This window comes from Alsobacter sp. P4_H11 (assembly GCF_056400925.1).
This window is the reverse complement of the sequence record NZ_JBFUKI010000011.1, coordinates 92,432-113,861: the sequence shown is the minus strand read 5'-3', so window position 1 is coordinate 113,861 and position 21,430 is coordinate 92,432. Positions and strand designations below refer to the sequence as shown.

The 21,430-nt window shown below is 66.9% G+C and carries 21 protein-coding genes and 1 pseudogene; 10 read left to right on the top strand and 12 right to left on the bottom strand.

Translation table 11 applies throughout. The features are described 5' to 3' along the window. The first annotated feature begins 1 nt into the window (after nucleotide 1). Nucleotides 2-1,635, top strand: a pseudogene (locus tag AC1DSZ_RS19175) (NTP transferase domain-containing protein). Here the strand turns inward: AC1DSZ_RS19175 and AC1DSZ_RS19170 are convergent. After that, nucleotides 1,632-1,787, bottom strand: a complete 156-nt coding sequence (locus AC1DSZ_RS19170) for a DUF2256 domain-containing protein (RefSeq protein WP_476839952.1) — start codon at nucleotides 1,785-1,787, stop codon at nucleotides 1,632-1,634. The pseudogene AC1DSZ_RS19175 and the gene AC1DSZ_RS19170 sit on opposite strands and share 4 nt — an antisense overlap. Nucleotides 1,788-2,007: 220 nt before the next feature. Here AC1DSZ_RS19170 and AC1DSZ_RS19165 point away from each other — a divergent pair, with 220 nt between their 5' ends. The 5 genes from AC1DSZ_RS19165 (at nucleotide 2,008) to AC1DSZ_RS19145 (ending at nucleotide 5,918) form a co-directional block, all read left to right on the top strand. Then, entirely contained in the window at nucleotides 2,008-2,295 is a 288-nt protein-coding gene (locus tag AC1DSZ_RS19165) for an usg protein (protein WP_188518851.1), read from the top strand. A gap of 169 nt (nucleotides 2,296-2,464) precedes the next feature. Continuing rightward, entirely contained in the window at nucleotides 2,465-3,496 is a 1,032-nt protein-coding gene (locus AC1DSZ_RS19160) for an ABC transporter substrate-binding protein (RefSeq protein WP_476839951.1), read from the top strand. Between the two features lie 37 nt (nucleotides 3,497-3,533). Next, a complete protein-coding gene (locus tag AC1DSZ_RS19155) occupies nucleotides 3,534-4,286 on the top strand; it encodes an ABC transporter permease (protein ID WP_476839950.1) in 753 nt (250 codons plus the stop codon). Further along, the gene (locus AC1DSZ_RS19150; RefSeq protein ID WP_476839949.1) at nucleotides 4,274-5,032 is read left to right on the top strand and encodes an ABC transporter ATP-binding protein; all 759 of its coding nucleotides are present in this window, start codon (nucleotides 4,274-4,276) and stop codon (nucleotides 5,030-5,032) included. Before AC1DSZ_RS19155 ends, AC1DSZ_RS19150 begins: the two co-directional genes overlap by 13 nt. Before the next feature lie 283 nt (nucleotides 5,033-5,315). Continuing rightward, nucleotides 5,316-5,918: an exopolysaccharide biosynthesis protein gene (locus AC1DSZ_RS19145; protein ID WP_476840000.1), complete on the top strand. Its 603-nt coding sequence runs from the start codon at nucleotides 5,316-5,318 to the stop codon at nucleotides 5,916-5,918. A gap of 2 nt (nucleotides 5,919-5,920) precedes the next feature. Here the strand turns inward: AC1DSZ_RS19145 and AC1DSZ_RS19140 are convergent, their stop codons facing one another. The 7 genes from AC1DSZ_RS19140 to map form a co-directional block, all read right to left on the bottom strand. Then, a complete protein-coding gene (locus AC1DSZ_RS19140) occupies nucleotides 5,921-8,113 on the bottom strand; it encodes a putative bifunctional diguanylate cyclase/phosphodiesterase (protein ID WP_476839948.1) in 2,193 nt (730 codons plus the stop codon). Between the two features lie 91 nt (nucleotides 8,114-8,204). Further along, nucleotides 8,205-8,957 carry a proteasome-type protease gene (locus AC1DSZ_RS19135; RefSeq protein ID WP_476839947.1) on the bottom strand — a complete coding sequence of 251 codons (753 nt, stop codon included), beginning with the start codon at nucleotides 8,955-8,957 and terminating at the stop codon, nucleotides 8,205-8,207. 135 nt (nucleotides 8,958-9,092) lie between these two features. After that, nucleotides 9,093-9,920, bottom strand: coding sequence for a transglutaminase family protein (locus tag AC1DSZ_RS19130; protein ID WP_476839946.1), 828 nt, complete (start codon nucleotides 9,918-9,920; stop codon nucleotides 9,093-9,095). A gap of 49 nt (nucleotides 9,921-9,969) precedes the next feature. Then, a complete protein-coding gene (locus AC1DSZ_RS19125; protein WP_188518845.1) occupies nucleotides 9,970-10,911 on the bottom strand; it encodes an alpha-E domain-containing protein in 942 nt (313 codons plus the stop codon). Beyond that, the gene (locus tag AC1DSZ_RS19120) at nucleotides 10,904-12,322 is read right to left on the bottom strand and encodes a circularly permuted type 2 ATP-grasp protein (RefSeq protein WP_476839945.1); all 1,419 of its coding nucleotides are present in this window, start codon (nucleotides 12,320-12,322) and stop codon (nucleotides 10,904-10,906) included. Before AC1DSZ_RS19120 ends, AC1DSZ_RS19125 begins: the two co-directional genes overlap by 8 nt. 314 nt (nucleotides 12,323-12,636) lie before the next feature. Continuing rightward, the gene (radC, locus tag AC1DSZ_RS19115; RefSeq protein ID WP_476839944.1) at nucleotides 12,637-13,347 is read right to left on the bottom strand and encodes a RadC family protein; all 711 of its coding nucleotides are present in this window, start codon (nucleotides 13,345-13,347) and stop codon (nucleotides 12,637-12,639) included. Nucleotides 13,348-13,355: 8 nt separating this feature from the next. Next, on the bottom strand, nucleotides 13,356-14,183 hold the full coding sequence (gene map, locus AC1DSZ_RS19110; RefSeq protein WP_476839943.1) for a type I methionyl aminopeptidase: 828 nt from the start codon (nucleotides 14,181-14,183) through the stop codon (nucleotides 13,356-13,358). Nucleotides 14,184-14,337: 154 nt separating this feature from the next. Here map and AC1DSZ_RS19105 point away from each other — a divergent pair, with 154 nt between their 5' ends. From AC1DSZ_RS19105 to AC1DSZ_RS19090, 4 genes are all read left to right on the top strand, one after another. Beyond that, the gene (locus AC1DSZ_RS19105; RefSeq protein ID WP_476839942.1) at nucleotides 14,338-15,186 is read left to right on the top strand and encodes an FkbM family methyltransferase; all 849 of its coding nucleotides are present in this window, start codon (nucleotides 14,338-14,340) and stop codon (nucleotides 15,184-15,186) included. Between the two features lie 94 nt (nucleotides 15,187-15,280). Further along, nucleotides 15,281-16,045 (top strand): competence/damage-inducible protein A, encoded by a 765-nt coding sequence (locus AC1DSZ_RS19100; protein WP_476839941.1) that lies wholly within the window; start codon nucleotides 15,281-15,283, stop codon nucleotides 16,043-16,045. A 259-nt stretch (nucleotides 16,046-16,304) separates the two neighbouring features. Then, on the top strand, nucleotides 16,305-16,811 hold the full coding sequence (gpt, locus tag AC1DSZ_RS19095) for a xanthine phosphoribosyltransferase (RefSeq protein ID WP_188518839.1): 507 nt from the start codon (nucleotides 16,305-16,307) through the stop codon (nucleotides 16,809-16,811). 115 nt (nucleotides 16,812-16,926) lie between these two features. After that, nucleotides 16,927-18,513, top strand: a complete 1,587-nt coding sequence (locus AC1DSZ_RS19090) for an AMP-binding protein (RefSeq protein WP_476839940.1) — start codon at nucleotides 16,927-16,929, stop codon at nucleotides 18,511-18,513. A gap of 43 nt (nucleotides 18,514-18,556) precedes the next feature. Here the strand turns inward: AC1DSZ_RS19090 and AC1DSZ_RS19085 are convergent, their stop codons facing one another. From AC1DSZ_RS19085 to AC1DSZ_RS19070, 4 genes are all read right to left on the bottom strand, one after another. Next, complete coding sequence (locus tag AC1DSZ_RS19085; protein ID WP_476839939.1) at nucleotides 18,557-19,159, bottom strand: hypothetical protein; 603 nt, start codon at nucleotides 19,157-19,159, stop codon at nucleotides 18,557-18,559. A gap of 132 nt (nucleotides 19,160-19,291) precedes the next feature. After that, the gene (locus AC1DSZ_RS19080) at nucleotides 19,292-20,356 is read right to left on the bottom strand and encodes a tyrosine-type recombinase/integrase (protein ID WP_476839938.1); all 1,065 of its coding nucleotides are present in this window, start codon (nucleotides 20,354-20,356) and stop codon (nucleotides 19,292-19,294) included. A gap of 19 nt (nucleotides 20,357-20,375) precedes the next feature. Continuing rightward, nucleotides 20,376-20,618: a helix-turn-helix transcriptional regulator gene (locus AC1DSZ_RS19075; RefSeq protein WP_476839937.1), complete on the bottom strand. Its 243-nt coding sequence runs from the start codon at nucleotides 20,616-20,618 to the stop codon at nucleotides 20,376-20,378. A 382-nt stretch (nucleotides 20,619-21,000) separates the two neighbouring features. Further along, nucleotides 21,001-21,333 carry a hypothetical protein gene (locus AC1DSZ_RS19070; RefSeq protein WP_476839936.1) on the bottom strand — a complete coding sequence of 111 codons (333 nt, stop codon included), beginning with the start codon at nucleotides 21,331-21,333 and terminating at the stop codon, nucleotides 21,001-21,003. Nucleotides 21,334-21,430: the final 97 nt, after the last annotated feature.

Genomic DNA, 21,430 nt, shown 5'->3' with positions numbered 1-21,430 from the left:
GATGCTGTTCGGGTCGGCGCCGCTCGACGAGGCGCTGGGCGCGGTTTGCGTCCACGCGGTGCGCACGAGCGATGGCGTGGTGAAAAAGGGAACGCTGCTGGACGCGGCCCAGATCGCGCGGTTGCGCGCCGCCGGCGTGGAGCGTGTCGTAGTCGCCCGGCTCGAGCCCGGCGATGTTGGCGAGGACGAGGCGGCCCGGCAGCTTGCCGAGGCCGTGGCGGGGGCGGGCGTCCGGGTCGAGAAGCCGTTCACCGGGCGGAGCAACCTCTTCGCCGAGGCGCCCGGCGTGCTGGTAATCGACCGGGACGGCGTGGATCGGCTCAACAGCGTCGACGAGGCGATCACGCTCGCGACCTTGCCGGCCTTCAAGCCCGTGCAGGCGGGCGAGATGATCGCCACCGTCAAGATAATTCCCTTTGCGGTTCCGCAGCGGGACCTCGACGCCGCCCTGGCGTCCGCCGGCGCCGAGCCGCTGGTGCGCGTGGCGGCGTTTCGGCCGCTCCGTGTGGGGGTGGTGTCGACGCTGCTGCCGACGCTGAAGGCCAGCACAGTGCGCAAGACGCTTCGTATCCTGGAAGAGCGGCTTGCCCCAGCGGGCGCGCCAATCGTGGCCGACATGGAAGTGCCCCACGACACGCAGGCGCTGGCGTCGGCATTGGCCACGCTGGCGCAGAGCGACGCCGAATTGATCCTCGTGTTCGGGGCGTCCGCCATCACGGACCGGCGCGACGTGATCCCGGCCGCGATCGAGGCCGCAGGCGGCGTGGTCGAACATTTCGGCATGCCGGTGGATCCCGGCAACCTGCTGCTGTTTGGGCGGTTATCCGGGAGGCCCGTGCTGGGGGCTCCTGGCTGCGCCCGGAGTCCGGCCGAGAATGGCTTCGACTGGATGCTGCAGCGCCTGCTTGCCGGCCTGCCGGTCGGGCGGCGGGAGATCACCGCGCTCGGGGTTGGCGGACTGCTGATGGAAATCGTCCAGCGGGGCATGCTGCGCTCCGGCGGGGCGAAGGAGGACGAATGACTGCTTCGCTCGACCGCATCGCCGCCATCGTGCTGGCCGCCGGACGCTCGACCCGGATGGGCGGGCCCAACAAGCTGCTTCTGGAGCATGACGGCAAGCCGCTGGTCCGTCTCGCCGCGGAGGCGGCCGTGGCGTCAGGCGCGGCGCCTGTCGTGGTGGTGACGGGCCACGAGGCCGAGGCCGTCGAGGCCGCGCTCGCGGGTCTCGACGTGCGCTTCGTTCGCAATCCGCGCTTCGCCGAAGGGTTGTCGACGTCGCTGCAGGCCGGCGTCGCGGCGCTGCCGGAGGCGGCTGACGGCGTGGTGGTCGCGCTTGGCGACATGCCGCTGGTGGACGCGCCGCTGATCCGCCGCATGGTCGCGGCGTTCGAGGCTGCGCCCGGCAGCGTCGCGGCCGTGCCGGTGCACGAGGGCGAGTGGCACAATCCGGTGGTGATCGCGCGGGCGCTGTTTTCCGAGATCGCCACCCTCACGGGCGACGCCGGAGCCAAGAAGCTGCTGGAGCGCCGGCGTGACCAGGTGATCGAGGCGCCGATCTCGGACGTGGCGGTGGCTCTCGACGTGGACACGCCCGAGGCGCTGGCGAAGCTGCGAGAGGTCGCGCCTCCGGCTTAGCGTCCAGCGCTGGGCTTTTCGCGCTTGCAGCGTTCCGAGCAGAACTTCACGGCCTCCCAGTCGCGCTCCCACTTCTTGCGCCAGGCGAAAGGCCGGCCGCAGGCCATGCAGGTCTTGGTCGGCAGGTCGGCTTTCTGGCGCATGCGGGGCACGGGCGTCGTCCTTGTGGTCAGCCCTGCTACGAGTCAGGTGGCCGGCTGGCTCACACGATGATTCAGGCTGCTGTCAGCAATCCTTCACGGTGGCTGCCAAGTGTCTGGAATGAAACGTAAAATTTACAACTTGGCCCGAATCTTGAACCTTCGGTTCGTCCACATGTTCTCCGTTTGCCGGGGAGGGGCCCCGGCGATCCTTGGAGAAGAAGGAGGCGCCATGGGTTCGACGATACGCCAGTCCGACGCGGACTTCATCAAGCAGATGCAGGGCTACGGCCTGACCACCGCTCACATCCTGTATTGCCTGCCGGATCATCCCTCGTTGCTCCAGACCTTCGTCTGGCAGGAGTATGACCTCGCGCCCAAGTTCCCGGCCCTGAACAAGTTCCTGACCTTCTGGCGCACCACGCTGGAAGGCCCGCTCCACTCGGTGCGCGTGGCGCATGCGCGGCTGATCAGGCCCGCGGAGCTGCGGCTCGCCAGCGGCGAGTACTTGCTGCAGTAGCGGCGCCAGGGTGGGACCCGGGTTCTCCGCCTGACAGGAACGGCCACTCCGGCCATGATAAATACGGCAGTCAATGTGAATTGACATAATTCACGTTCGCATCCTTGTTTTGGCGCGACCGAGCCGCTACATCAGCGGGCACGAGACGCCAGACCGCAGGGAGCGCCCGATGATCAACCGCCGCACATTCGTGACCGCCGCCGGCGCCGCGCTGGCGATGCCGGCTCTGGCGCGCTTCGGCGCCGGGCCGGCTCTCGCGGCCGCGCCGATCCGGGTCGGGATCATCCCGGTGCTGGGCGCCGCGCCCGCGATCGTGATGAACGGGGAGGGGTGGGGCAAGGCGGCCGGCCTGGAGCTCAGCTTCGTCACGTTCGAATCCGGCCCGAACATGATCCAGGCCCTCGCGTCCGGTACGCTGGACGTTTATGTGGCCGGCGTTGCTCCGCTCGCGGTGGCGCGCGCCAAGGGCGTCGACGTGCGGGTCGTGACCGCCACCGCCATCGAGGAGATGTCCATGGTGGCGGGCGGCAAGCTCGCGGCCGAGTTCAAGGACGGCGTCTCGCCCGCGCAGGCGCTCGCCAATTTCCGGAAGGCGACCGGCAAGGCGGCGCGATTGGCGACCCAGCCTGCCGGCTCGGTGCCGAACACGACGTTGCAGCATTGGCTCTGGGAGGTCGCAAAGGCTGATAAGGCCGATGCCGAGATCGTCCCGATGGGCATCGACGCCACCCAGCAGGCGCTGCTCACCGGCGCGGTTGAAGGCGCGACCATCCGCGAGCCGGCCGTCACCATCGTGACCAAGCGCGACCCGCGCATGAAGATCGTCGCCCTGGGCGGGGCGATGTTCCCGAACCAGCCCGGCACCGTCGTGGCTTTCTCGGGCAATTTCCTGGCCCGCGACCCTGCGGCCGCTCAGACCATCGTGAACGGGGTCGTGAAGGCGGTCGAGTTGATCAAGACCAACCCGGACAAGGCCGCCCCTCACATCGAGGCGATGCTCGGAAAGGGGATCGTGGACGCCGCCACCATCAAGGCGGCGCTGACCTCGCCGGCCTCCAAGTTCGTGGCCGACCCGGACGCCATCGTGGACGCGACCCGGCTGATGCAGGCCTACCAAGTGAAGCTTGGCTCGCTCGACAAGGAATATCCGCTGGAAGGCCTGTTCGACCGCAGCTTCTACAAGAAGGCGATGCAGGGGTGACGCGCGGTTCGGGGGCCCAGCCGGGCGCACTGTGATGATGACCGCGCAGCGTTCCATCGGCCTCGGGGCTCTCGGCCTCGGGGCCTTTCTGCTGCTCTGGGAGGGGCTGGTGCGCACCGGCGTGCTGCCGCCCATGCTGCTGCCCGCGCCGAGCCAGCTGCCGGCGGCGTTGATCGGCGAGATCCGCTCGGGGTTCTGGCTGGCCTCCGTGCAATCCAGCCTGGGGCACTACCTGCTCGGGCTGCTCAGCGGCGCGGTGCTGGGCGTAGGGCTCGGCGTCGTGACAGGGCTCAGCCGCTCGGCCGAGGCGCTGGTGGGGTGGATCGTCCGCCTGCTGCGCCCCATCCCCGGCCTGGCCTGGGTGCCCTTCGCGATCCTGTGGTTTGGCGTGTCCACCGGCGGGGCGGTGTTCATTGTCGGCGTCGGCGTGTTCTGGATCTGCTACTTCGCCACGCTGGCGGCCGTGCGGGCGGTTGACCGCGACCTGATGGAGTTGGCGGAGGCTTATGGCTACCGCTCCGCCCCGGCCAAGCTGGTCAAGATCGTGCTGCCGGCGGCAGCGCCCGGCATTCTGGCCGGGCTGCGCACGGCGCTCGGGCAAGCCTGGATGGCCGTGGTGGCGGCGGAACTCTTCGGCGTCACGGGCCTCGGACAGCGCATGATGCAGGCCTCCAGCCTGCTCGCGACCGATATCGTGGTCGTCTACATGATCACGATGGCGGGGCTCTATGGGCTGATCGACACCGTTTTCGTGCTGGTCCAGAACCGGGTGCTCGCATGGAAAGCGTGATCGAGCTCTCCGGCATCAGCCTCGCTTTCGATCGCGGCGGGCGACGCACCGAGGTGCTGCGCGGCCTCGACCTCACGGTCGGCAGGGGCGAGTTCCTCGCCATCGTGGGGCCGTCAGGCGTCGGCAAGTCGACGCTGCTGCGCGTCATCGCCGGGCTCGCCAAGCCGAGCGCCGGGACCGTGCGGGTTGCGCCGGGAGCGCCGGGCGCTGTTCTTCCGGTTGCGCTGGTGTTCCAGGATGGCCGGCTACTGCCGTGGCGGCGCGTGCTCGGCAATGTCGCATTCGGGCTGGAGCGCTCGAGCCTGCCCAAGGCCGAGCGGCTGCAGAAGGCCGCCGACGCGCTGGCGCTGGTCGGGCTCGCGGCCTATGCGGACCGTTTCCCGCATGAGCTTTCGGGCGGCCAACGCCAACGCGTTTCGCTGGCGCGCGCGCTCGCGGTGGATCCCGAGGTTCTGCTGATGGACGAACCCTTCAGCGCTCTCGACGCGATGACGCGCGAGGGCCTGCAAGACGAACTCCTGCGCATTCGCGACCGGACCGGCAAGACCGTGCTGTTCGTCACGCACGACATCGAGGAGGCGGTCTACCTCGCCGATCGGATCGTCGCGCTGGGCGGTTCCCCCGGCACGTTGCGGGTGTCGCAGCCGATCGACGCCGCGCGCCCGCGGCGACGTGACGATCCGGCGCTGCAGGCCGCCGCGCATGCGGTGCGACAAGACCTCGCCAGCGCGTCGGCGGCGCTGTAGAAGAGCGCTCCCTGCATTCGCCACATTAGAGGCGTTGGTGCGGGCGCAATGGGCCGCGGCCCGAGAGAGTTGGTTTATGCGTTCCGTATCGGCGAACTGGCGATGAGCGGCCTGTCATGAGCGGCTTGTCATGAGCACTTGGGCAGACCGGGTGCTTCGGTTTGGTCGACGCGCGGAGCGAGCGCCGGCGCTGGACCACGACTCCTCCGCGCTTGGCCCGGAGCCGGGGCTGCGCTATGCAGACGCCCGGCCGGACCCTGGCCGCCCCTCCCTCGAAGGCGCCATGCGGCAAGGCACTTCACGCACGTCCGACATTCTGGTGCGGCTGGTCGAGGACGCCAGGACCGATCGCGTGCCCGTACGCGCCATAGTTGACGTTCTGGGTGAGCGCGCCTACGCGCTGCTGATCGTCGTGCTCGGCCTGCCGAACTGCCTGCCGATGCCGCCGCCCATTCCGCTGCTGTGCGGATTGCTGCTGCTCTCGGTGGCGGTGCAGATCATTCTCGGCCAGCCGTCTCCGTGGCTGCCGAACCGGCTGCTGGTGCGCACCATCGCGCTGCATGACCTGCGCAAGGCGGTGGACCGCGCCGTGCCCTGGCTGCGCAAGCTGGAACGCTTCGCACGGCCTCGCCTGTCGTTTTTCGAGCGTGCGGTCGCTTTCCGGCTCGTCGGGGCGGCGTTGCTCGCCTTCGCGCTGGCGCTGGTGTTCGCCGCGCCCATCATCGGGCAGATTCCGCTCGGGATCGCGGTGGTGCTGGTTGGCCTGGGCCTCGTGGAGCGCGACGGCGTCGTGGTGATCGCCGGGCTGTGCTTCGGCCTCGTCGGGACCGTGCTCAGCCTCGGCTTCCTGTTCGCCATCATCGCGAGCGCGTCGGCGATTTTCTGAGTTCAGGCCGAGCGGCTGATGGTGCCTTCGTCGGCGACGAGGCCGAGGAGCTCGTCGATCTTCTCCGGGCTGACCGGCTTGCAGAACAGGAAGCCCTGCAACTGGTGGCAGCCGACCGCCTGGAGAAAGCGCTGCTGCTCGGCGGTCTCGACGCCCTCGGCCGTCACCGTGAGCCCCAACGCCCGCCCGAGATGCACGCAGGAGTGGACCAGGATGGCGCTCTCGCCGGTGGTTTCCATCGACTCCAGGAACGAGCGGTCGATCTTGATCTTGTCGAAGGCGAATCGGCGCAGATAGATCAGCGACGAGTAGCCGGTGCCGAAATCGTCGAGCGCGAAGCGCAGGCCAAGCGCCCGTAGCTCCATCATGGCGTTCTCGGCCGCGTCGGCGTCGTCGACCAGCACGCCCTCGGTGAGTTCGAGCTCGACGCGGGCGGGATCCATTTCCTCTTCCTGCACGATGCGCGCCACCGTGGACACAAAGTCCTTCTGGCGGAACTGCACCGGCGAGACGTTGACCGCCACGGTGATGTTCTTCCAGCGCCGGCCGTCCTGGCAGGCGCGGCGTAAAACGTATTCGCCGAGCGGTCCGATGAGGCCCCGCTGCTCGGCCACCGGGATGAAATCGGCCGGCGAGATCGCGCCGTGAACCGGATGCGTCCAGCGCACCAGCGCCTCGACGCCCAGGATCTTGCGGCCGTCGGCGGAGAATTGCGGCTGGTAGACGACCTTGACCTCGTCGCGCTGCAGGGCGTGGCGCAGGTCTTCCTCGACGATCTTGCGCATGCGCAAGGTCTCGTCCATTCCAACTTCGAAGAACGAATAGCGGTTCCGGCCCTCGCGCTTGGCGCGGTAGAGCGCCACGTCGGCGAGGCGCATCAGCACGTCGCGCTCGTTGGCGTTGTCGGGCGCGAGTGCGATGCCGATCGAGATGCCGACATGCGCCAGCACGCCGTTGAGCTCGATGGGCTCGCGAATGGCGTCAAGGACCCGGTGGGCGAGCGAGGCGCAATCATGCGCGCTGCGCACGCCGGTCTGGATGATCGCGAACTCGTCACCGCCGAAACGCGCCAGCGTGTCGGCGCCGCGCAGCACGCCGGTGAGGCGGCGGGCGACGATGCGGATCAGCGTATCGCCGGCGCTGTGGCCGTGGATGTCGTTGATGTCCTTGAACTTGTCGAGGTCCAGGAACAGCACCGCCAGTCCCTCGCCGGTGGTGGCGAAGCGGGCGAGCTCGGAATCGAGCCGATCGGTGAAGAAGGCGCGGTTCGGCAGGCCCGAGAGGCGATCGTGGTTGGCGAGGTGGGTTGCTTCGGCCTCGCGGGCGACGAGCTCGGTCGTCACCTTGCGGACGTGGTTGAACATGAAGACCGAGAACAGGCCGATGGCCAGCAGCGCCGCGACGATCGCCGGGAGGACGCGCTCGAGCACGACGTCGCCGGGCCGGTCCTTGCGCCAGACCAGGTACGCCCGCACGGCGCCCTGTTCGTCGACGACCGGGAAACCCTGCTCCTGCGCGGCGACGGTTTCGAGCCGCAGGTTGGCGTGTCCGCTCGCGCGGCCTATCCGCTCCAGGGCGGCGGGCCCGAGCGGGACCGAGGCGGCCGCGATCAGGCCGCCGAAGGCGCTGTCGCCCTCGCGGGCCGGGGCGGCCACGGCCACGGCCACGCGCAGGATGGCGCCGTCGAAGATCAGGCGGGCTTCGCCGGTGCGCAGCACGGCGGCATCTGTTTCGTCCTGCGTGAGGGCGGTCGGGTCCCGGCGCAGCGCCATGCGGGCGAGCCGATCGCGCACGACCTGGATGACGCCGTTGAGCGCTGGGCGAACGGCGGCGAAGCGCCGCTGGTCGCCCGTCTCGCCCGCGACGCGGCCGGTGACGACGACGTTCTCGGGCGTGAGCACGAAGGACTGGTCGAAGCCGTAGGCGGTTTCCAGCGCGGCGCCGATGAAGCGCTGGGCGCGTTCGGCCGACATTGGGTGCTGGAGCGCCGCAATGGCGTCCGAGCTCGAGATCGTGACCGCGAGGTCGCGGAGCGCCTTGGCCTTCTCGTCGTCGAGCACGGCGGACAGCATCGAGCGCTGGCGATCATTGGCGATTTCGTTGGCGCGCTGGCTGGCCAGCATGATGCCGCCCACCGCGAGCACGAGCAGGGACACCAGCACGGCGGCGACCGGCCAGACGATACGGGCCGTCACCGACGCCGGTCCTCGCCGAAGAATACGCAACGCCATCATGCAGTTCCGGCCAATACAGCAGCCGTTATCGCATCAAGACCTTACGAAATTGTCAGGGGCGCAGGCCTGCGTGGTAGGGCGGTTGCGGGATCGCGATATGGGCGGCCCGCAGCGCCGCCGACCAGCGCTCGCGCAGATCGTGGAAATAGGGCTCGCCGGCCTCGATCCGGTGCACCAGATCGGGCTCCAGCGCGTCGCGCTTCATGGTGACGATATCGATGGGCAGGCCGACGCCGAGGTTCGAGCGCATGGTCGAATCCATCGAGATCAGGCCCAGCTTCAGCGAGTCGTTCAGGCTGGTGTTGAACGTGACGGCGCGGTCCAGGATCGGCTTGCCGTATTTGTGCTCGCCGATCTGCAGGTAGGGCGTCTCGATGCCGCACTCGATGAAGTTGCCGGCGGCGTAGAGCATGAACAGGCGCGGCGCGCCGCCCTTGATCTGCCCGCCGATCATGATCGAGACGTCGAACTTCACGCCGGCCTCGTCGAGACTCACGCCGTCCACGGCCCGCACCTTGTGGACGGCTCGCCCCACCAGTTGGGCGGCGCGGAACATGGTGGGCGCCTGCAGCAGCGTCTCGACCTCGCCGGTCTCGGGGTTCTCGATCCCCTCATGCAGAAAACTGACGACCGATTGCGAGATCGAAAGGTTGCCGGCCGTGGCCAGCGCAATGGCGCGTTCGCCCTTGCGCTCGAACAGGTGCAGCTTGCGAAAGGTCGAGACGTTGTCGAGACCCGCATTGGTGCGGGTGTCGGCGATCATCACGAGGCCTTCGCGAACGAGAATGCCGGCGCAGTAGGTCATCAGCAGTGTCCAGGTTCATCGCCGTCGCCCGGCGGACGGAGCCATGGCGCAGGCATCCTATCAGGACGGGGCCTCGCCGCCCATCGGCCGGGAGGACGTTTCCCCCTTATAACCAGAAGCTCGTCCGCATGTTTATCAGGACTGCGACTGATCCTGCGCCTCGATGCGCAGGCGCACCTCCGGCGCGTGCTCGCCGCCGCCGCGGTGGGCGCCGCGCACCGGCGCCGCGCCGAGCTCGTCGAGGCCGACGGCGATCCGCACATAGGAGGCCGTGGGGCAGAGATTGTTCTGCGGGTCGAAGCCGATCCAGCCGAAGCCGGGAACGTGCGCCTCCGCCCAGGAATGAGCCGCTTGGGCGTCCGCGCCGGCGTCCGGCGTCCAGAGATAGCCGCTGATGAAGCGCGCCGGCGCGCCAAGCGAGCGCGCCGAGGCGATGAACACATGCGCGATGCCGGCGCCATCCGCGCCCGCGGCCTCGATCGCCTCCGCGGCGGAGGCTGCCTGGCCGGGGCCGGGCGCCTCGGGTCGATGCTCCAGCCGCCCGTGGACGGCGTTCATCAAGGCGTGCATGCGGCCGAGGGGATCGCCCTCGGCGGCGACAGCGTCCTGCGCGAAGGCCTGCACGGCCTCGGTCGCCACCGTGAGGTCGGTCTCGCGCAGATAGAGCGACTCGGGGAAGCGCTCCACAGCGCCGCGCACCACGCCGGCATGGTCCTGCGTCTGGACGACGCCCTCCACGGAGACCACGAGCTGGTCGATGGGGCCGCCGACCGACAGCACATGGGTCGTGTTGCCGAACGCGTCCTCGCCCTGGCGCAGGCGGCTGTCCACGTCCACGTCGATGCGCCAGCTCACGACGAACTGCCCGTCGTGGTTGCGCGGCGTGAGCCGCAGCGTCTGGATCATCGACTTCGCGGGCGGCGCGTAGCGATAGGTCGTTTGTTGCGAGACGCGAATGCGCATGCGGCGGGTCCAAACAGGGATCGAACGCCCGGGCTGGCCGGGCGCTGTCTCAGACGAGGTACTGGTCGTTGATGGCGCTGCCGAGCTTGGCGTTGTCAGCGACGAATCCCGAGATGAATTCGTGCAGGCCGCCGCGGAACACGTCTTCGATGCGGGTGTTCTCCAACCGCGCCAGGATGGTGCGGCTCAGCCGCTGCGAGACGCCCTGGCGGCCATAGGCGCGGCCGATCTCGTCCAGGAAGCGCACGATGTTCTCGTAGGACGAGGCCAGCGAGCGCGGCATTTGCCGGTTGAGGATCAGCAGGTCGGCGACGAGCCAGGGCTTCAGGCTCTCCCGGTAGACCCAGTGATACGCCGTCAGCGCCGAAACCTCGCGCAGGATGGTGGACCACTGGAAGTAATCCAGGCTGCCGCCCACGGTCTCGTTCTCGGGCAGGAGCACGTGGTACTTCACGTCCAGGATGCGGGCCGTGTTGTCGGCCCGCTCCAGATAGACGCCGAGGCGCGAGAACCAGTAGTTATCGTTTCGCAGCATGGTCCGGTAGGCCGAGCCGTCGAAGGCCAGCGAGGCGGACTTCACCCATTCCAGGAAGCGCGCGAACTCCTCGCGCGACATGGACTTGGGATCATACCGCCGCAGCTCCAGATAGGCTCCGTTGATGGCTTCCCACATCTCGCCCGTGAGAGCGGTGCGGACCGCGCGGGCGTTGGAGCGGGCGCGCTCGAAGCAGCTGCGAATGGAGGACGGGTTCTCCGGGCTGAAGGCCAGGAACTCGGTGACGTTGCGCTCCGTCGGCTCGTCGTAGAGCGCCTCGAAGGCCTCCGCCGCGCCGGCGGTGAGCAGGACGCTCTGCCATTCGTTGCCCGCGCCCCCATAGGCGGCCGGCAGGGTGGCGAGGCGGGCTGTGGCGTCCAGGATGCGGGCGAGGAACTCGGCCCGCTCCATGTAGCGCGACACCCAGTAGAGATTGTCGGCGGTCCGGCTAAGCATCGAGCACCCAGGTGTCCTTGGTTCCGCCGCCCTGGCTGGAGTTCACCACCAGGGACCCATCCTTCAGCGCCACGCGGGTGAGCCCGCCGGGCACGATGCGGACCTTGTCCGCGCCGCTCAGCACGAAGGGGCGCAGGTCGACATGCCGCGGGGCGACGCCCGAAGCCACGAAGGTGGGGCAGGTCGACAGCGCCAGCGTCGGCTGGGCGATGAAGCCGTCCGGCGCGGTCTTCAGCTTGCGACGGAAGTCCTCGATCTGGTGCTTGGTGGCGTGCGGGCCCACCAGCATGCCGTAGCCGCCGGAGCCGTTGACCTCCTTGACGACGAGCTCGTGCAGGTTGTCGAGCACGTAGGACAGCGATTCCTTTTCGCGGCAGCGATAGGTCGGGACGTTGTTGAGGATCGGGTCCTTGCCGGTGAAGAACTTCACGATCTCGGGCATGTAGCTGTAGACAGCCTTGTCGTCCGCCACGCCGGTGCCGATGGCGTTGCACAGGGTGACGTTGCCGGCCTGGTAGGCGCTGACGATGCCGGGCACGCCCAGCACCGAATCCGGCCGGAAGGCTAGGGGATCGAGGAAATCGTCGTCGATGCGCCGGTAGATGACGTCGACGCGCTTCGGCCCCTCGGTGGTGCGCATGTAGCAGACGTCTTCGCGCACGAAGAGGTCGGAGCCCTCGACCAGCTCGATGCCGAGCTTATCGGCCAGGAACGAGTGCTCGTAGAAGGCCGAGTTGTACTGGCCGGGCGTCAGCAGCACGCAAACGGGGTCGCGGCCTGCAGTCTTTGGCGCGACCGAGCGCAGCGTCGCGAGCAGCGAGTCGGGATAGTTCTCGACAGGCGCGACGCGGTTCTCGGTGAACAGCTCCGGGAAGAGCCGCATCATCACCTCGCGGTTCTCCAGCATATAGGAGACGCCGGAGGGGGTGCGGGCGTTGTCTTCCAGCACGTAGAAATCGTCAGGCCCGACGCGCACGATATCGATGCCGGCGATGTGGCAATAGATGCCGTGCGGCACCGGGCGGCCCACCATCTCGGGCCGGAAGCCGGCGTTGCGGTAGATGAGGTCCTCCGGGACGATGCCGGCCTTCAGGCACTCGCGCGGGCCATAGATGTCGGCCAGGAAGGCGTTGAGCGCGGTGACGCGCTGCACCAGCCCCTCTTCGAGGCGGGTCCATTCCGGCTTGGTCAGCACGCGGGGGATGATGTCGAACGGAATCAGGCGCTCGGTCGATTCCGAGTCGCCATAGACCGCGAAGGTAATTCCAATGCGGCGGAAGAAGAGCTCCGCCTGGCTGCGCCGCAGAGCCAGGTGGTCTGGGGGGGCCGTATCCAGCCAGCGCTTCAGCGCCGCGTAGGCCTCCCGAATCTCCCCATCCGCGCCGTTCATCTCATCGAACGCCGACGCCATGTGATCCCCTCTCGCGGCACGTCTCGTGACGCTGCCATAACGCGGGCAGAACCGCAAAGGTCATGCCACCACGGCTTTCGGAGGGGGCGGGGATAGGAGCGGGCGGGCTTGCCTGTTTGTTGAGCAAGTTTCCGGCTTTACGACCAGTTTACAGGCTTAAGCCGCAGCCGGAACCCTCTCCCGCAAAGCGAGGGAGGGCAGGGAGGGGGCGGTGGAGCGCTCCAGCATCGAACAGGGAGTTCCGCCCGGGCGCCCCCTCTGCGCCTCCGGCGACATCTCCCCCGCTGCGCGGGAGAGAGTTGTGCCCTTGCCCGTCACATCAACCGCAAGCCTTTCAGGCTCGCGTGGCCGTCGCGGCCGACGATGATGTGGTCGTGCACAACGACGCCGAGGGGCTTGGCGATGTCGGCGATCTCGCGGGTCATGCGGACGTCGGCGTCGGAGGGCGTCGGATCGCCGCTGGGGTGGTTGTGCACCAGGATGATGGCGGAGGCCGAGAGCTCCAGCGCGCGCTTGAGCACTTCGCGGGGGTATACGGGCGTGTGGTCAACCGTGCCGGTCTGCTGCACCTCATCGGCCAGAAGGCCGTTGCGCTTGTCCAGGAACAGGATGCGGAACTGCTCTTTCTCGGCGAACGCCATGGCGGCGCGGCAGTAATCGATCACGCTGGCCCAGGAGGACAGGACCTGGCGCTTGCCCACCGCCCCCTTGGCGAGCTCGCGCCCGGCGGCCTCCAGGATCTTGAAGTCGAGAGCGGTCTGCTCTCCCACGCCGTCGATTTCGCACAGCCTCGCAACGGGAGCGCCCAGCACTTCGGCGACAGAGCCGAAGCGCGCAATCAACTCCTTGGCGAGGGGTTTGACGTCGCGCTGCGGGATGGACCGAAACAGGATGAGCTCGAGGAACTCGTAGTCCGCCAGTCCCTCGCGTCCAACGCGCGCGAATCGATCTTTCAACCTAGAGCGGTGTCCGCGCCGATGATCCTCCCCGGAAGCATCCTTGCCGGGGGGATCGACATCGCGCATGCGGCCTCTCAGGCGGTGAGGTAAGGGGGCTGGTTCCAGCCCTTGGGGGAGAGCGTGAAGATCTCGACGCCGGTTTCGGTGACGCCGACGCTGTGCTCGAACTGGGCCGACAGGGAGCGGTCGCGGGTCACCGCCGTCCAGCCGTCGCCCAGAACCTTCACGGCGGGCCGTCCGAGGTTGATCATGGGCTCGATGGTGAAGAACATGCCGGCCTTCAACGGCACGCCTTCGCCGCGACGGCCATAGTGCAGAATGTTCGGCTCGTCATGGAAGAGCCGCCCGAGGCCGTGCCCACAGAAATCGCGCACCACCGAGCAGCGCTCGCTTTCGGCGAAGGCCTGGATGGCGGCGCCGATGTCGCCCGTCGTGGCGCCCGGCTTCACCTGCGCGATGCCGATCATCAGCGCCTCGTAGGTTACCTCGACGAGCCGCGAGGCCCGGCGGGGCGTCTCGCCCACCAGATACATCCTGCTCGAATCGCCGTGCCAACCATCCAGCACGAGCGTGACGTCGATGTTGACGATGTCGCCTTCGCGCAGCGGCTTATCGTTGGGGATGCCGTGGCAGACCACGTGATTGATGGAGGTGCAGATGCCCTTGCGGAAGCCGCGATAATGCAGCGGCGCCGGATAGGCGTTGTTGTCCATCGCGAACTCGAAGATCAGCTTGTCGAGCGCGTCCGTGGTGACGCCCGGCTGCACGGCCGGGACGAGCAGGTCCAGCGCCTCGGCGGTGAGCCGGCCGGCCCGGCGCATGCCCTCGAAGGCTTCGGGCCCGTGAAGCTTGATCTCGCCGGTTTTACGGCCGGCCGCCACGGATGCGTCGACGAATGTCATGTCGGTCTCGGGATGGGCGGGCGCAGGGGCCGGCGGTTCGAGATTGGGTTCACCCTCACATGGGCCATAGCGGGCCCCCGCGCAAGATCGCGCGAAGCCTCAGGGCTAGGCCGGACTTCCATTCCGGAGCGTAAGCGGCTACTCGTCGGCTCCGATGAAAGACGCACGAACCCTGCCTCCGGCCGAGGCCGGCGCCTTTGGGGCCTTTGGGCCGGAAGGCTTGCCCAAGCGGCTGATCGACATCACCCGGCGGATGCCGCGGTCCTGGGCCGGCCGCCGCGTGGCCTATGCGCTGCGGCAGATCGCCATCTGGATGCTGCGTGGACGCCCCGTCGACGTGCAGTCGCTCGGCGCCCGCATGCGGCTCTACCCCTACAACAATGTCTGCGAGAAGCGGCTTCTGTTCACTCCGCAATATTTCGACCCGGATGAGCGCGACTACCTCGCCGCGCGGATCCGGGAGGGCTTCACCTTCGTGGACGTGGGCTCGAACGTGGGCGGCTATGCGCTGTTCGTCGCCGCGCTGGCGGGGCCGACCGGCCGCGTGCTGGCCGTGGAGCCGCAGCCCGGCGTGTTCGAACGGCTGGTGTTCAATATCCGCCAGAACGCCTTCGGGGGCGTGAAAGCGGTTGATTGCGCGGTGGCGGACAAGTCCGGCGAGGTGACGCTGTTCGTCGATCCGCGCAACCACGGCGAGTCGAGCGTCAAGATGGTTGGGCTGGGCGACGGCGCGGCCGTGCGGGTTCCGGCCACGACGCTGCAGCAGTTGCTGCTGGACGAGCGGCTCGACCATGTCGACGCGATCAAGCTCGACGTGGAAGGCGCCGAGGACCTGATCCTCGAGCCCTTCCTGCGCGCCGCCCCGCGCAGCCTTTGGCCGCAGACCTTCATCATCGAAAACGGCGTCGGCCGCTGGCAGATCGATCTCCCGGCGCTACTGGCCGAGAAGGGCTATCGCCTGGTGCAGCGCACGCGCGTGAACCTGATCTTCGACCGGGGCTGATCCCCTCGGGGGCCCCGGCCGTAAGGTTCTCGGGCGGCGCTTGAGCCTGAGGGCGCGCCGCGATACATGCCCCTGAGCACCCGGAGCGCCCCCAATGTCCGACCATGACACCGCCATCACCGCCGCCGTTCTGGTGATCGGCGACGAGATCCTGTCCGGGCGCACCAAGGACAAGAACATCGGCTACATCGCGGATTACCTCACCGCGATGGGGATCGACCTCAAGGAAGTCCGCGTCGTGCCGGACGAGGAGGACGAGATCGTGGCCGCCATCAACGCGCTGCGGTCGCGATACACCTACCTGTTCACGACCGGTGGCATCGGCCCGACGCATGACGACATCACGGCCGACTGCGTCGCCAAGGCATTCGGGGTCGACATCTCGCATGATGAGCGCGCGGTCGCGATGCTGCGCACGCGCTATGAGAATCCCGCCGATCTGAACGAAGCGAGGCTGCGCATGGCGCGCATCCCGCATGGCGCGGACCTGGTCGAGAACCCCATCTCAAAGGCGCCGGGCTTCCGGCTCGGCAACGTCTTCGTGATGGCGGGCGTGCCCTCCATCATGCAAGCCATGCTGGACAATATCGGGCCGACGCTGAAGACCGGCCGCACCATGCTGTCGACCTCCATCGACGCGCAGGGCACGCCCGAGGGCGCCTATGCGACGGGGCTGGCCGCCATCCAGAAAGCGCATCCCGGCGTGATCATCGGCTCCTATCCGAGTTTCGACGGCAAGAGCTTCACCAACCAGATCGTGGTGCGCTCGCGCGACGAGGCGCTGATGCAGACCGCGCGAACGGCCGTGGAGGCGCTGGTCGCCGAGCTGGTGGCGGCGCGGCCGAACAAGGTGCCGTAAGGCAGGATGGGGGCGCTGCACCGCCCTCACCCCAGCACTCTCCCTGCGCCAGGGAGAGGGGGCCGGCTGCGGCCCTTCGCTGACGCCAACAGCCGTGATTCAGGCACGCCGGTCGTGAGCGTTCCCTCTCCCTGGCACAGGGAGAGGGACAGGGTGAGGGCCCGCCCCGCGCGCCTCTCATCGAACCACCAAACCCAAGCCATCTTGACGATGTCCGGCGTTAGCGGCAGGGAACGCCATCGCCGCAGCGGAGAGTTCGATGTCCCAGCCCCAACCCAAAGCCTTTCCGGTCTCGTGGGACCAGTTCCACCGCGACGCCCGCGCGCTGGCGTGGCGGCTGGCCGGGGCGGGACCGTTCCAGGCCATGGTGTGCATCACGCGCGGCGGGCTCGTGCCGGCCGCCATCGTGTCGCGCGAGCTCGGCATCCGGGTGATCGAGAGCGTGTGCGTGGCGAGCTACCACGACTACACGTCGCAAGGTGAGCTGCGGGTGCTGAAGGGCATTTCTCCCGAGGTGCTGAAGCTCGGCGGCGAGGGCGGCAAGGGCGTGCTGGTGGTGGACGACCTCGTCGACACCGGCAAGACCGCCAAGGTCGTGCGCGACATGCTGCCGGATGCGCACTTCGCCACCGTCTACGCCAAGCCGCTCGGCCGGCCGCTGGTGGACACCTTCGTGACCGAGGTGTCGCAGGACACCTGGATCTACTTCCCCTGGGACATGGGTCTCGCCTACCAGGCGCCCATCGCCGAGAACCACAAGGGCTGAATCGGCAGGGCGGCGCTGGTTTCGCCGCCAACCTTCACGTCTATAAGGCTTTCGCTTTCCCTCGGGGCGCGGGACACGCTAGCTTGCGCGACCCTGCCTGAGGATTGGCGACCGCGTGACATCCTTCGATCCCGCTTCCACCCGCCAATCGCTGTTTCGCGCGCTGCTGGACGCCGCCGACCTCCATGGGCGCGGCAAGCTGATCCTCGAGGACCCCGAGCGCAGCCCGCTCTCCTATGGCCGGCTGATCCTGGCAAGCTTCGTGATCGGCCGGCGGCTCGCGGCCGAAAGTCGCCACGGCGAGGCCGTGGGCGTGCTGCTGCCCAACGTCAACGCCGTCGCGATCGTGATCCTGGGGCTCAGCGCCTTCGGGCGCGTCGCCGCCATGCTGAACTTCACGGCCGGGCTCGCCAACCTGCGCTCGGCCGCCCGCACGGTGGAAATCGAGACCGTGGTGACGTCGCGCCGCTTCGTCGAGACCGGCAAGCTCGACGAGGTCGTGGCCGGGCTCGCGGCCGGCGAGGGGGAGGGCGCCAGGCCGCTGCGCATCCTCTACCTGGAGGACGTGCGGGCCGAAATCACCTCCTTCGACAAGCTGAAGGGGCTGCTGCGCTCGTGGTTCCCTCGGCTTGCCCATTCGCGCCACGCGCTGGGGCCGGACGAGGGCGCGGTGGTGCTCTTTACCTCAGGGTCGGAGGGCAAGCCCAAGGCTGTGGTGCTCTCCAGCGCCAACCTCATCAGCAACGTCCGGCAGATCGAGGCGCATATCGGCTCGCCGCCGCTATCGCCGGCACGCGTCGTGCTGAACCCGCTGCCGGTGTTCCACAGCTACGGCCTCACGGGCGGGCTGATGCTGCCGCTGCTCGGCGGCATGAAGGCCGTGCTCTATCCGAGCCCGCTGCATTACCGGCAAGTGCCCAAGCTCGCCAAGGCGGTTTCGGCCAGCATCCTGTTCGGCACCGACACGTTCCTGCAGGGCTGGGCCAAGGCGGCCGAGCCGGGCGACCTCGACAGCGTCGACGTGGTGGTGGCCGGCGCCGAGCGGGTGCGCGATCAGACGCGCAAGCTCTGGGAAGCCTCGTCCACGATCATCCTGGAGGGCTATGGGGCCACCGAATGCTCGCCCGTGATCGCCGTGAACCAGACCTTCGACAACCGCCCGGGCTCGGTGGGGCGATTCCTGCCCGGCATGGAGCACCGGCTGGAGCCGGTGGAAGGCCTGCACGAGGGCGGCAAGCTTTTGGTGCGCGGTCCCAACGTCATGGCGGGCTACATCCTGGCCGACCGGCCCGGCATCCTCGCGCCGCCGGAGGGCGGCTGGCACGACACGGGCGACATCGTCACCGTCGACGATGACGGCTTCGTGCGCATCCAGGGACGGGCCAAGCGCTTCGCCAAGATCGGCGGCGAGATGGTGTCGCTCGCCGCCATCGAATCGCTCGCCTCCGCACTCTGGCCCGGCTCCACCCACGTCGCCGTCAGCCTGCCGGACGCCCGCAAGGGCGAGCAGATCGTGCTCGCCACCGACCGCGCCGAAGCCGACCGCGGCGCGCTGCTCGCCTATGCGCAACAGCAGGGCTACCCGGAGCTCTGGGCCCCGAAGGCCGTGCTCGTGCTGTCGAGCATTCCGGTGACGGGATCGGGCAAGATCGATTTCGCCGGCACAGCCGAAATGGTGCGGCAGTTGCGGCCGTTGTTGTAAAGAAGATCTCTGTCAGAAGCGGCGGATCGGCTTTCACTAACCGTCAAAATACCATCGTTACTAACGGTAATTTTGTTTTTTCTGTTAAGCTGGCAAACTCTATGTATTTTCCCCACCAATCATTTATGTAAAGGAGCCCGCTGCTACCAAATGTAAGATAATATCCGTCAGGAATTTTTTCTTCTGAATTTATTTCTTGTATTATCGCGACAGCTAGCATTCCAAATATCATACGGTCGCTAAGTTCAATGGTCCCGGTCATGTTGATTGTGAAACGTGTGAATTCTGGTTGGCCGGCAGCGTCGTTTTTGAATTCAAAGCCTGCCGGCAGTTCATCGCCATGCCCATGGGTGCAGCGGTGGACTACATAAATAATAGTTGCTATATCAACATTTTCGCCATCGTATTTGCCATTAACGTTCAAAGGAAATAAAGAGGTTTCCAGATTAATTCCCGGCATACCCATTGAACCTAATACAGAGTAGTTTTCTCGTAGTAATTTTATGAATCTTGCTTTGCTTCCTAGACTTGGAAACATTTTGCGCGCTGTGCCATCTATGGCATTGCATGCATGGAGTACAGACGACTCCATCTCGCCGGCTTCCCAGTCATCGATTGATTTTTTGACGGAATCACCGATCTTCATGAGCTACCTCAGCATAATCGATCTCTGGCTCAGATTTGGTGGCCCCGGTCGGGCCGCCGCAGTGCTACGATTTCAACTACTTGCTAAAGGGTTAGCCCCAGGGCGTTTCCCGGTTGTTCCCGGGCGTAGCGGCTAACTGCCCCGCCGTTTGAGACGCGCCATCCCGGTTGTAGCCAAGCTCTTCTGCTCCGCTTCACGGGTGTAAAGCTCCGCGTGCTCTAGGTTGTCGTGGCCGAGGATGGCCATGATCTCGCGCGTGGTCGCGCCGGCCTCGGCGAGCAGCTTCCCACGTGTCTTGCGCAGGCCGTGCATCGTGCACCCCGCGGCCAGCCCGGCTGCCTTGGTCCACTGCTGCATGCGCATGCCGAGCGCCTTCTCGCTGAACGGCCGGCCGAAGCGGGTCACCAGGATGGTTTCTCGGGTCAGGTCGCTCGCGTCCAGCACCTCTTGCAGAGCGGGGTCGATAGGCACCCAAAGGGCCTTGCCAGTCTTCTTCTGAATGATGTTGATCCCGCCATTCATGAGGTCCAACGGTGCCATGGCGGCCACGTCTGAACGACGCTGGCCCGTGTAGAGGGCCAGGGCGTAGGCGAGGCGCGCGGACGTGCCAATCGGCCAACGGTCTTCGAACCCATCGAGCTCGGCGTTCGTCCACGCGCGCCAACCGGTCAGCTCTGGCCGATAGGTGAGGCGGTAGGTTGGGTCAGTGGTAATCCAGCCTTCCTCGAGCCCGACCAGCGTGAGTTTCCGCAGAAGCCGCAGCACCTTCTGCGCAGCATGAGGCCGGTTGGACATGTCGGCGAGGATCTTCTTGATGTCGCGGCGTTCAAGGCCGGCCAGCGGCATCTCCCCGAACATGAGCTTCTCGCCCGGGGCGATTGGTGTAGTGAGGAATCGCTCGGCAATCGATGTCTGCACGATCCTGCTGCGGGGATCCAGCGCCTTCCACCGCGGGTCTGTGGTGGTCGCCACGCGCCAAGCTGCACGGAGTGATCTGGGCGCCGCCGCCGTTGATAGCTTCTGCACCTCGGCCCTGACGATCGGCCGGCCTGAGATTGCTGCCTGGTAGGCAGCCTCAAAGTCCGGGTGCCCAGGCTGTTTTGGAAGCGGAATAGTTTTGCCAGCCTTACGAAAGCGCCAGCGCTCTTTGTCGTGGCGATCGCGGAATGAGCTCGCGTGCGGATGCATTTCGGTCATCGCGTCATCATGCGCCAGTTCACGCGTTTCGCAACTTTCGCCAGGGATTTTCGGCGCCTTCGTCTGGTAAGTCCGAGAATGCGGCCTCGATGGCGAATCTGTCCCAGACAACCCTCGAGCCGATGCGCTTAGGTTTGGGCATGATCCCTTCGCTCACCAACTCATCGAACTTGGTCGTGCCGACGCCAATGTATCGAGCCGCCTCCTCACGGGACATGCCACGTGGCGCATAGCCAAGGAGATCCGGGCCGCGCTTTTCCATGGAGACCCTGCTCCCCTGATTTGTAGAAGACGTGCGGGGCGGTGCAAGCAGTCCCGCATTCGGCTGCGATGCGGACGTGAAACCAGATCAGTTTCAGTCATAAGCGACCGCAGATGGGGCAGCTTGAGCGGTCCCAGCGTTGCGGGTCATGTTCCTTCTTGGGGGGGCGAGCTGGACGGTTTCACTAATCACGCGTCGGTTGGGGTCATCGCAGCGGCGCTCCCAGCGCTCAGGAGGATTCAGCAGATATGAGCCCGCCGATCCTCCCCCGTGCGAAGCGGCTGCCGCACTTCTAAGGCCAGCAATCGGCTGCGCAGCACACCTACATTAGCGTTGTGCGGCTTCCGTTCAGTAGCGCCAGGGTCGAAGATGAATGCGCGCACTAGCAGTCAAAGTTGTCCCATTCATCTCCCAGTACCCACCTGAATGCAGCCATCCGGCCGTTCAACACACCCCATTCGAACTCGCCCAGAGGCTCGTCGAACTCGTGTCCATGTTCGTCGTAGATGCGCTCAGCGGATCTGAGGGCTGTGCTCCAGATCGCGGCGAGAACATATTTCCTTCTATCCTCCGGCTGAATAGCGGATGGCAAAGCGTCTACAACTATCCGTTTTCCGTCCATTATCTCGTTGGACATTCTTTTGTGGGTTCTACGAATCCATACTTCTTCGGCCGCACGCTTCGCAGCTCTCTTAACCTCTGACGATCTTCTCATGATACTCTCCTGACAAGGATGCTTGGTAGTTTGCGGGTCTTTGCATATATAAAATCACATCTATTGGAGAACTCGCTTCACCATCGGGAGCAACCAT

Bases quoted from the DNA above. Each gene is read 5' to 3' on its own strand.
- AC1DSZ_RS19165 (WP_188518851.1), top strand. From the start codon at position 2,008: ATGGGTTCGACGATACGCCAGTCCGACGCGGACTTCATCAAGCAGATG.
- AC1DSZ_RS19160 (WP_476839951.1), top strand. From the start codon at position 2,465: ATGATCAACCGCCGCACATTCGTGACCGCCGCCGGCGCCGCGCTGGCG.
- AC1DSZ_RS19155 (WP_476839950.1), top strand. From the start codon at position 3,534: ATGACCGCGCAGCGTTCCATCGGCCTCGGGGCTCTCGGCCTCGGGGCC.
- AC1DSZ_RS19150 (WP_476839949.1), top strand. From the start codon at position 4,274: ATGGAAAGCGTGATCGAGCTCTCCGGCATCAGCCTCGCTTTCGATCGC.
- AC1DSZ_RS19145 (WP_476840000.1), top strand. From the start codon at position 5,316: ATGCGGCAAGGCACTTCACGCACGTCCGACATTCTGGTGCGGCTGGTC.
- AC1DSZ_RS19135 (WP_476839947.1), bottom strand. From the start codon at position 8,957: ATGACCTACTGCGCCGGCATTCTCGTTCGCGAAGGCCTCGTGATGATC.
- AC1DSZ_RS19130 (WP_476839946.1), bottom strand. From the start codon at position 9,920: ATGCGCATTCGCGTCTCGCAACAAACGACCTATCGCTACGCGCCGCCC.
- AC1DSZ_RS19125 (WP_188518845.1), bottom strand. From the start codon at position 10,911: ATGCTTAGCCGGACCGCCGACAATCTCTACTGGGTGTCGCGCTACATG.
- AC1DSZ_RS19120 (WP_476839945.1), bottom strand. From the start codon at position 12,322: ATGGCGTCGGCGTTCGATGAGATGAACGGCGCGGATGGGGAGATTCGG.
- radC (WP_476839944.1), bottom strand. From the start codon at position 13,347: ATGCGCGATGTCGATCCCCCCGGCAAGGATGCTTCCGGGGAGGATCAT.
- map (WP_476839943.1), bottom strand. From the start codon at position 14,183: ATGACATTCGTCGACGCATCCGTGGCGGCCGGCCGTAAAACCGGCGAG.
- AC1DSZ_RS19105 (WP_476839942.1), top strand. From the start codon at position 14,338: ATGAAAGACGCACGAACCCTGCCTCCGGCCGAGGCCGGCGCCTTTGGG.
- AC1DSZ_RS19100 (WP_476839941.1), top strand. From the start codon at position 15,281: ATGTCCGACCATGACACCGCCATCACCGCCGCCGTTCTGGTGATCGGC.
- gpt (WP_188518839.1), top strand. From the start codon at position 16,305: ATGTCCCAGCCCCAACCCAAAGCCTTTCCGGTCTCGTGGGACCAGTTC.
- AC1DSZ_RS19085 (WP_476839939.1), bottom strand. From the start codon at position 19,159: ATGAAGATCGGTGATTCCGTCAAAAAATCAATCGATGACTGGGAAGCC.
- AC1DSZ_RS19080 (WP_476839938.1), bottom strand. From the start codon at position 20,356: ATGACCGAAATGCATCCGCACGCGAGCTCATTCCGCGATCGCCACGAC.
- AC1DSZ_RS19075 (WP_476839937.1), bottom strand. From the start codon at position 20,618: ATGGAAAAGCGCGGCCCGGATCTCCTTGGCTATGCGCCACGTGGCATG.
- AC1DSZ_RS19070 (WP_476839936.1), bottom strand. From the start codon at position 21,333: ATGAGAAGATCGTCAGAGGTTAAGAGAGCTGCGAAGCGTGCGGCCGAA.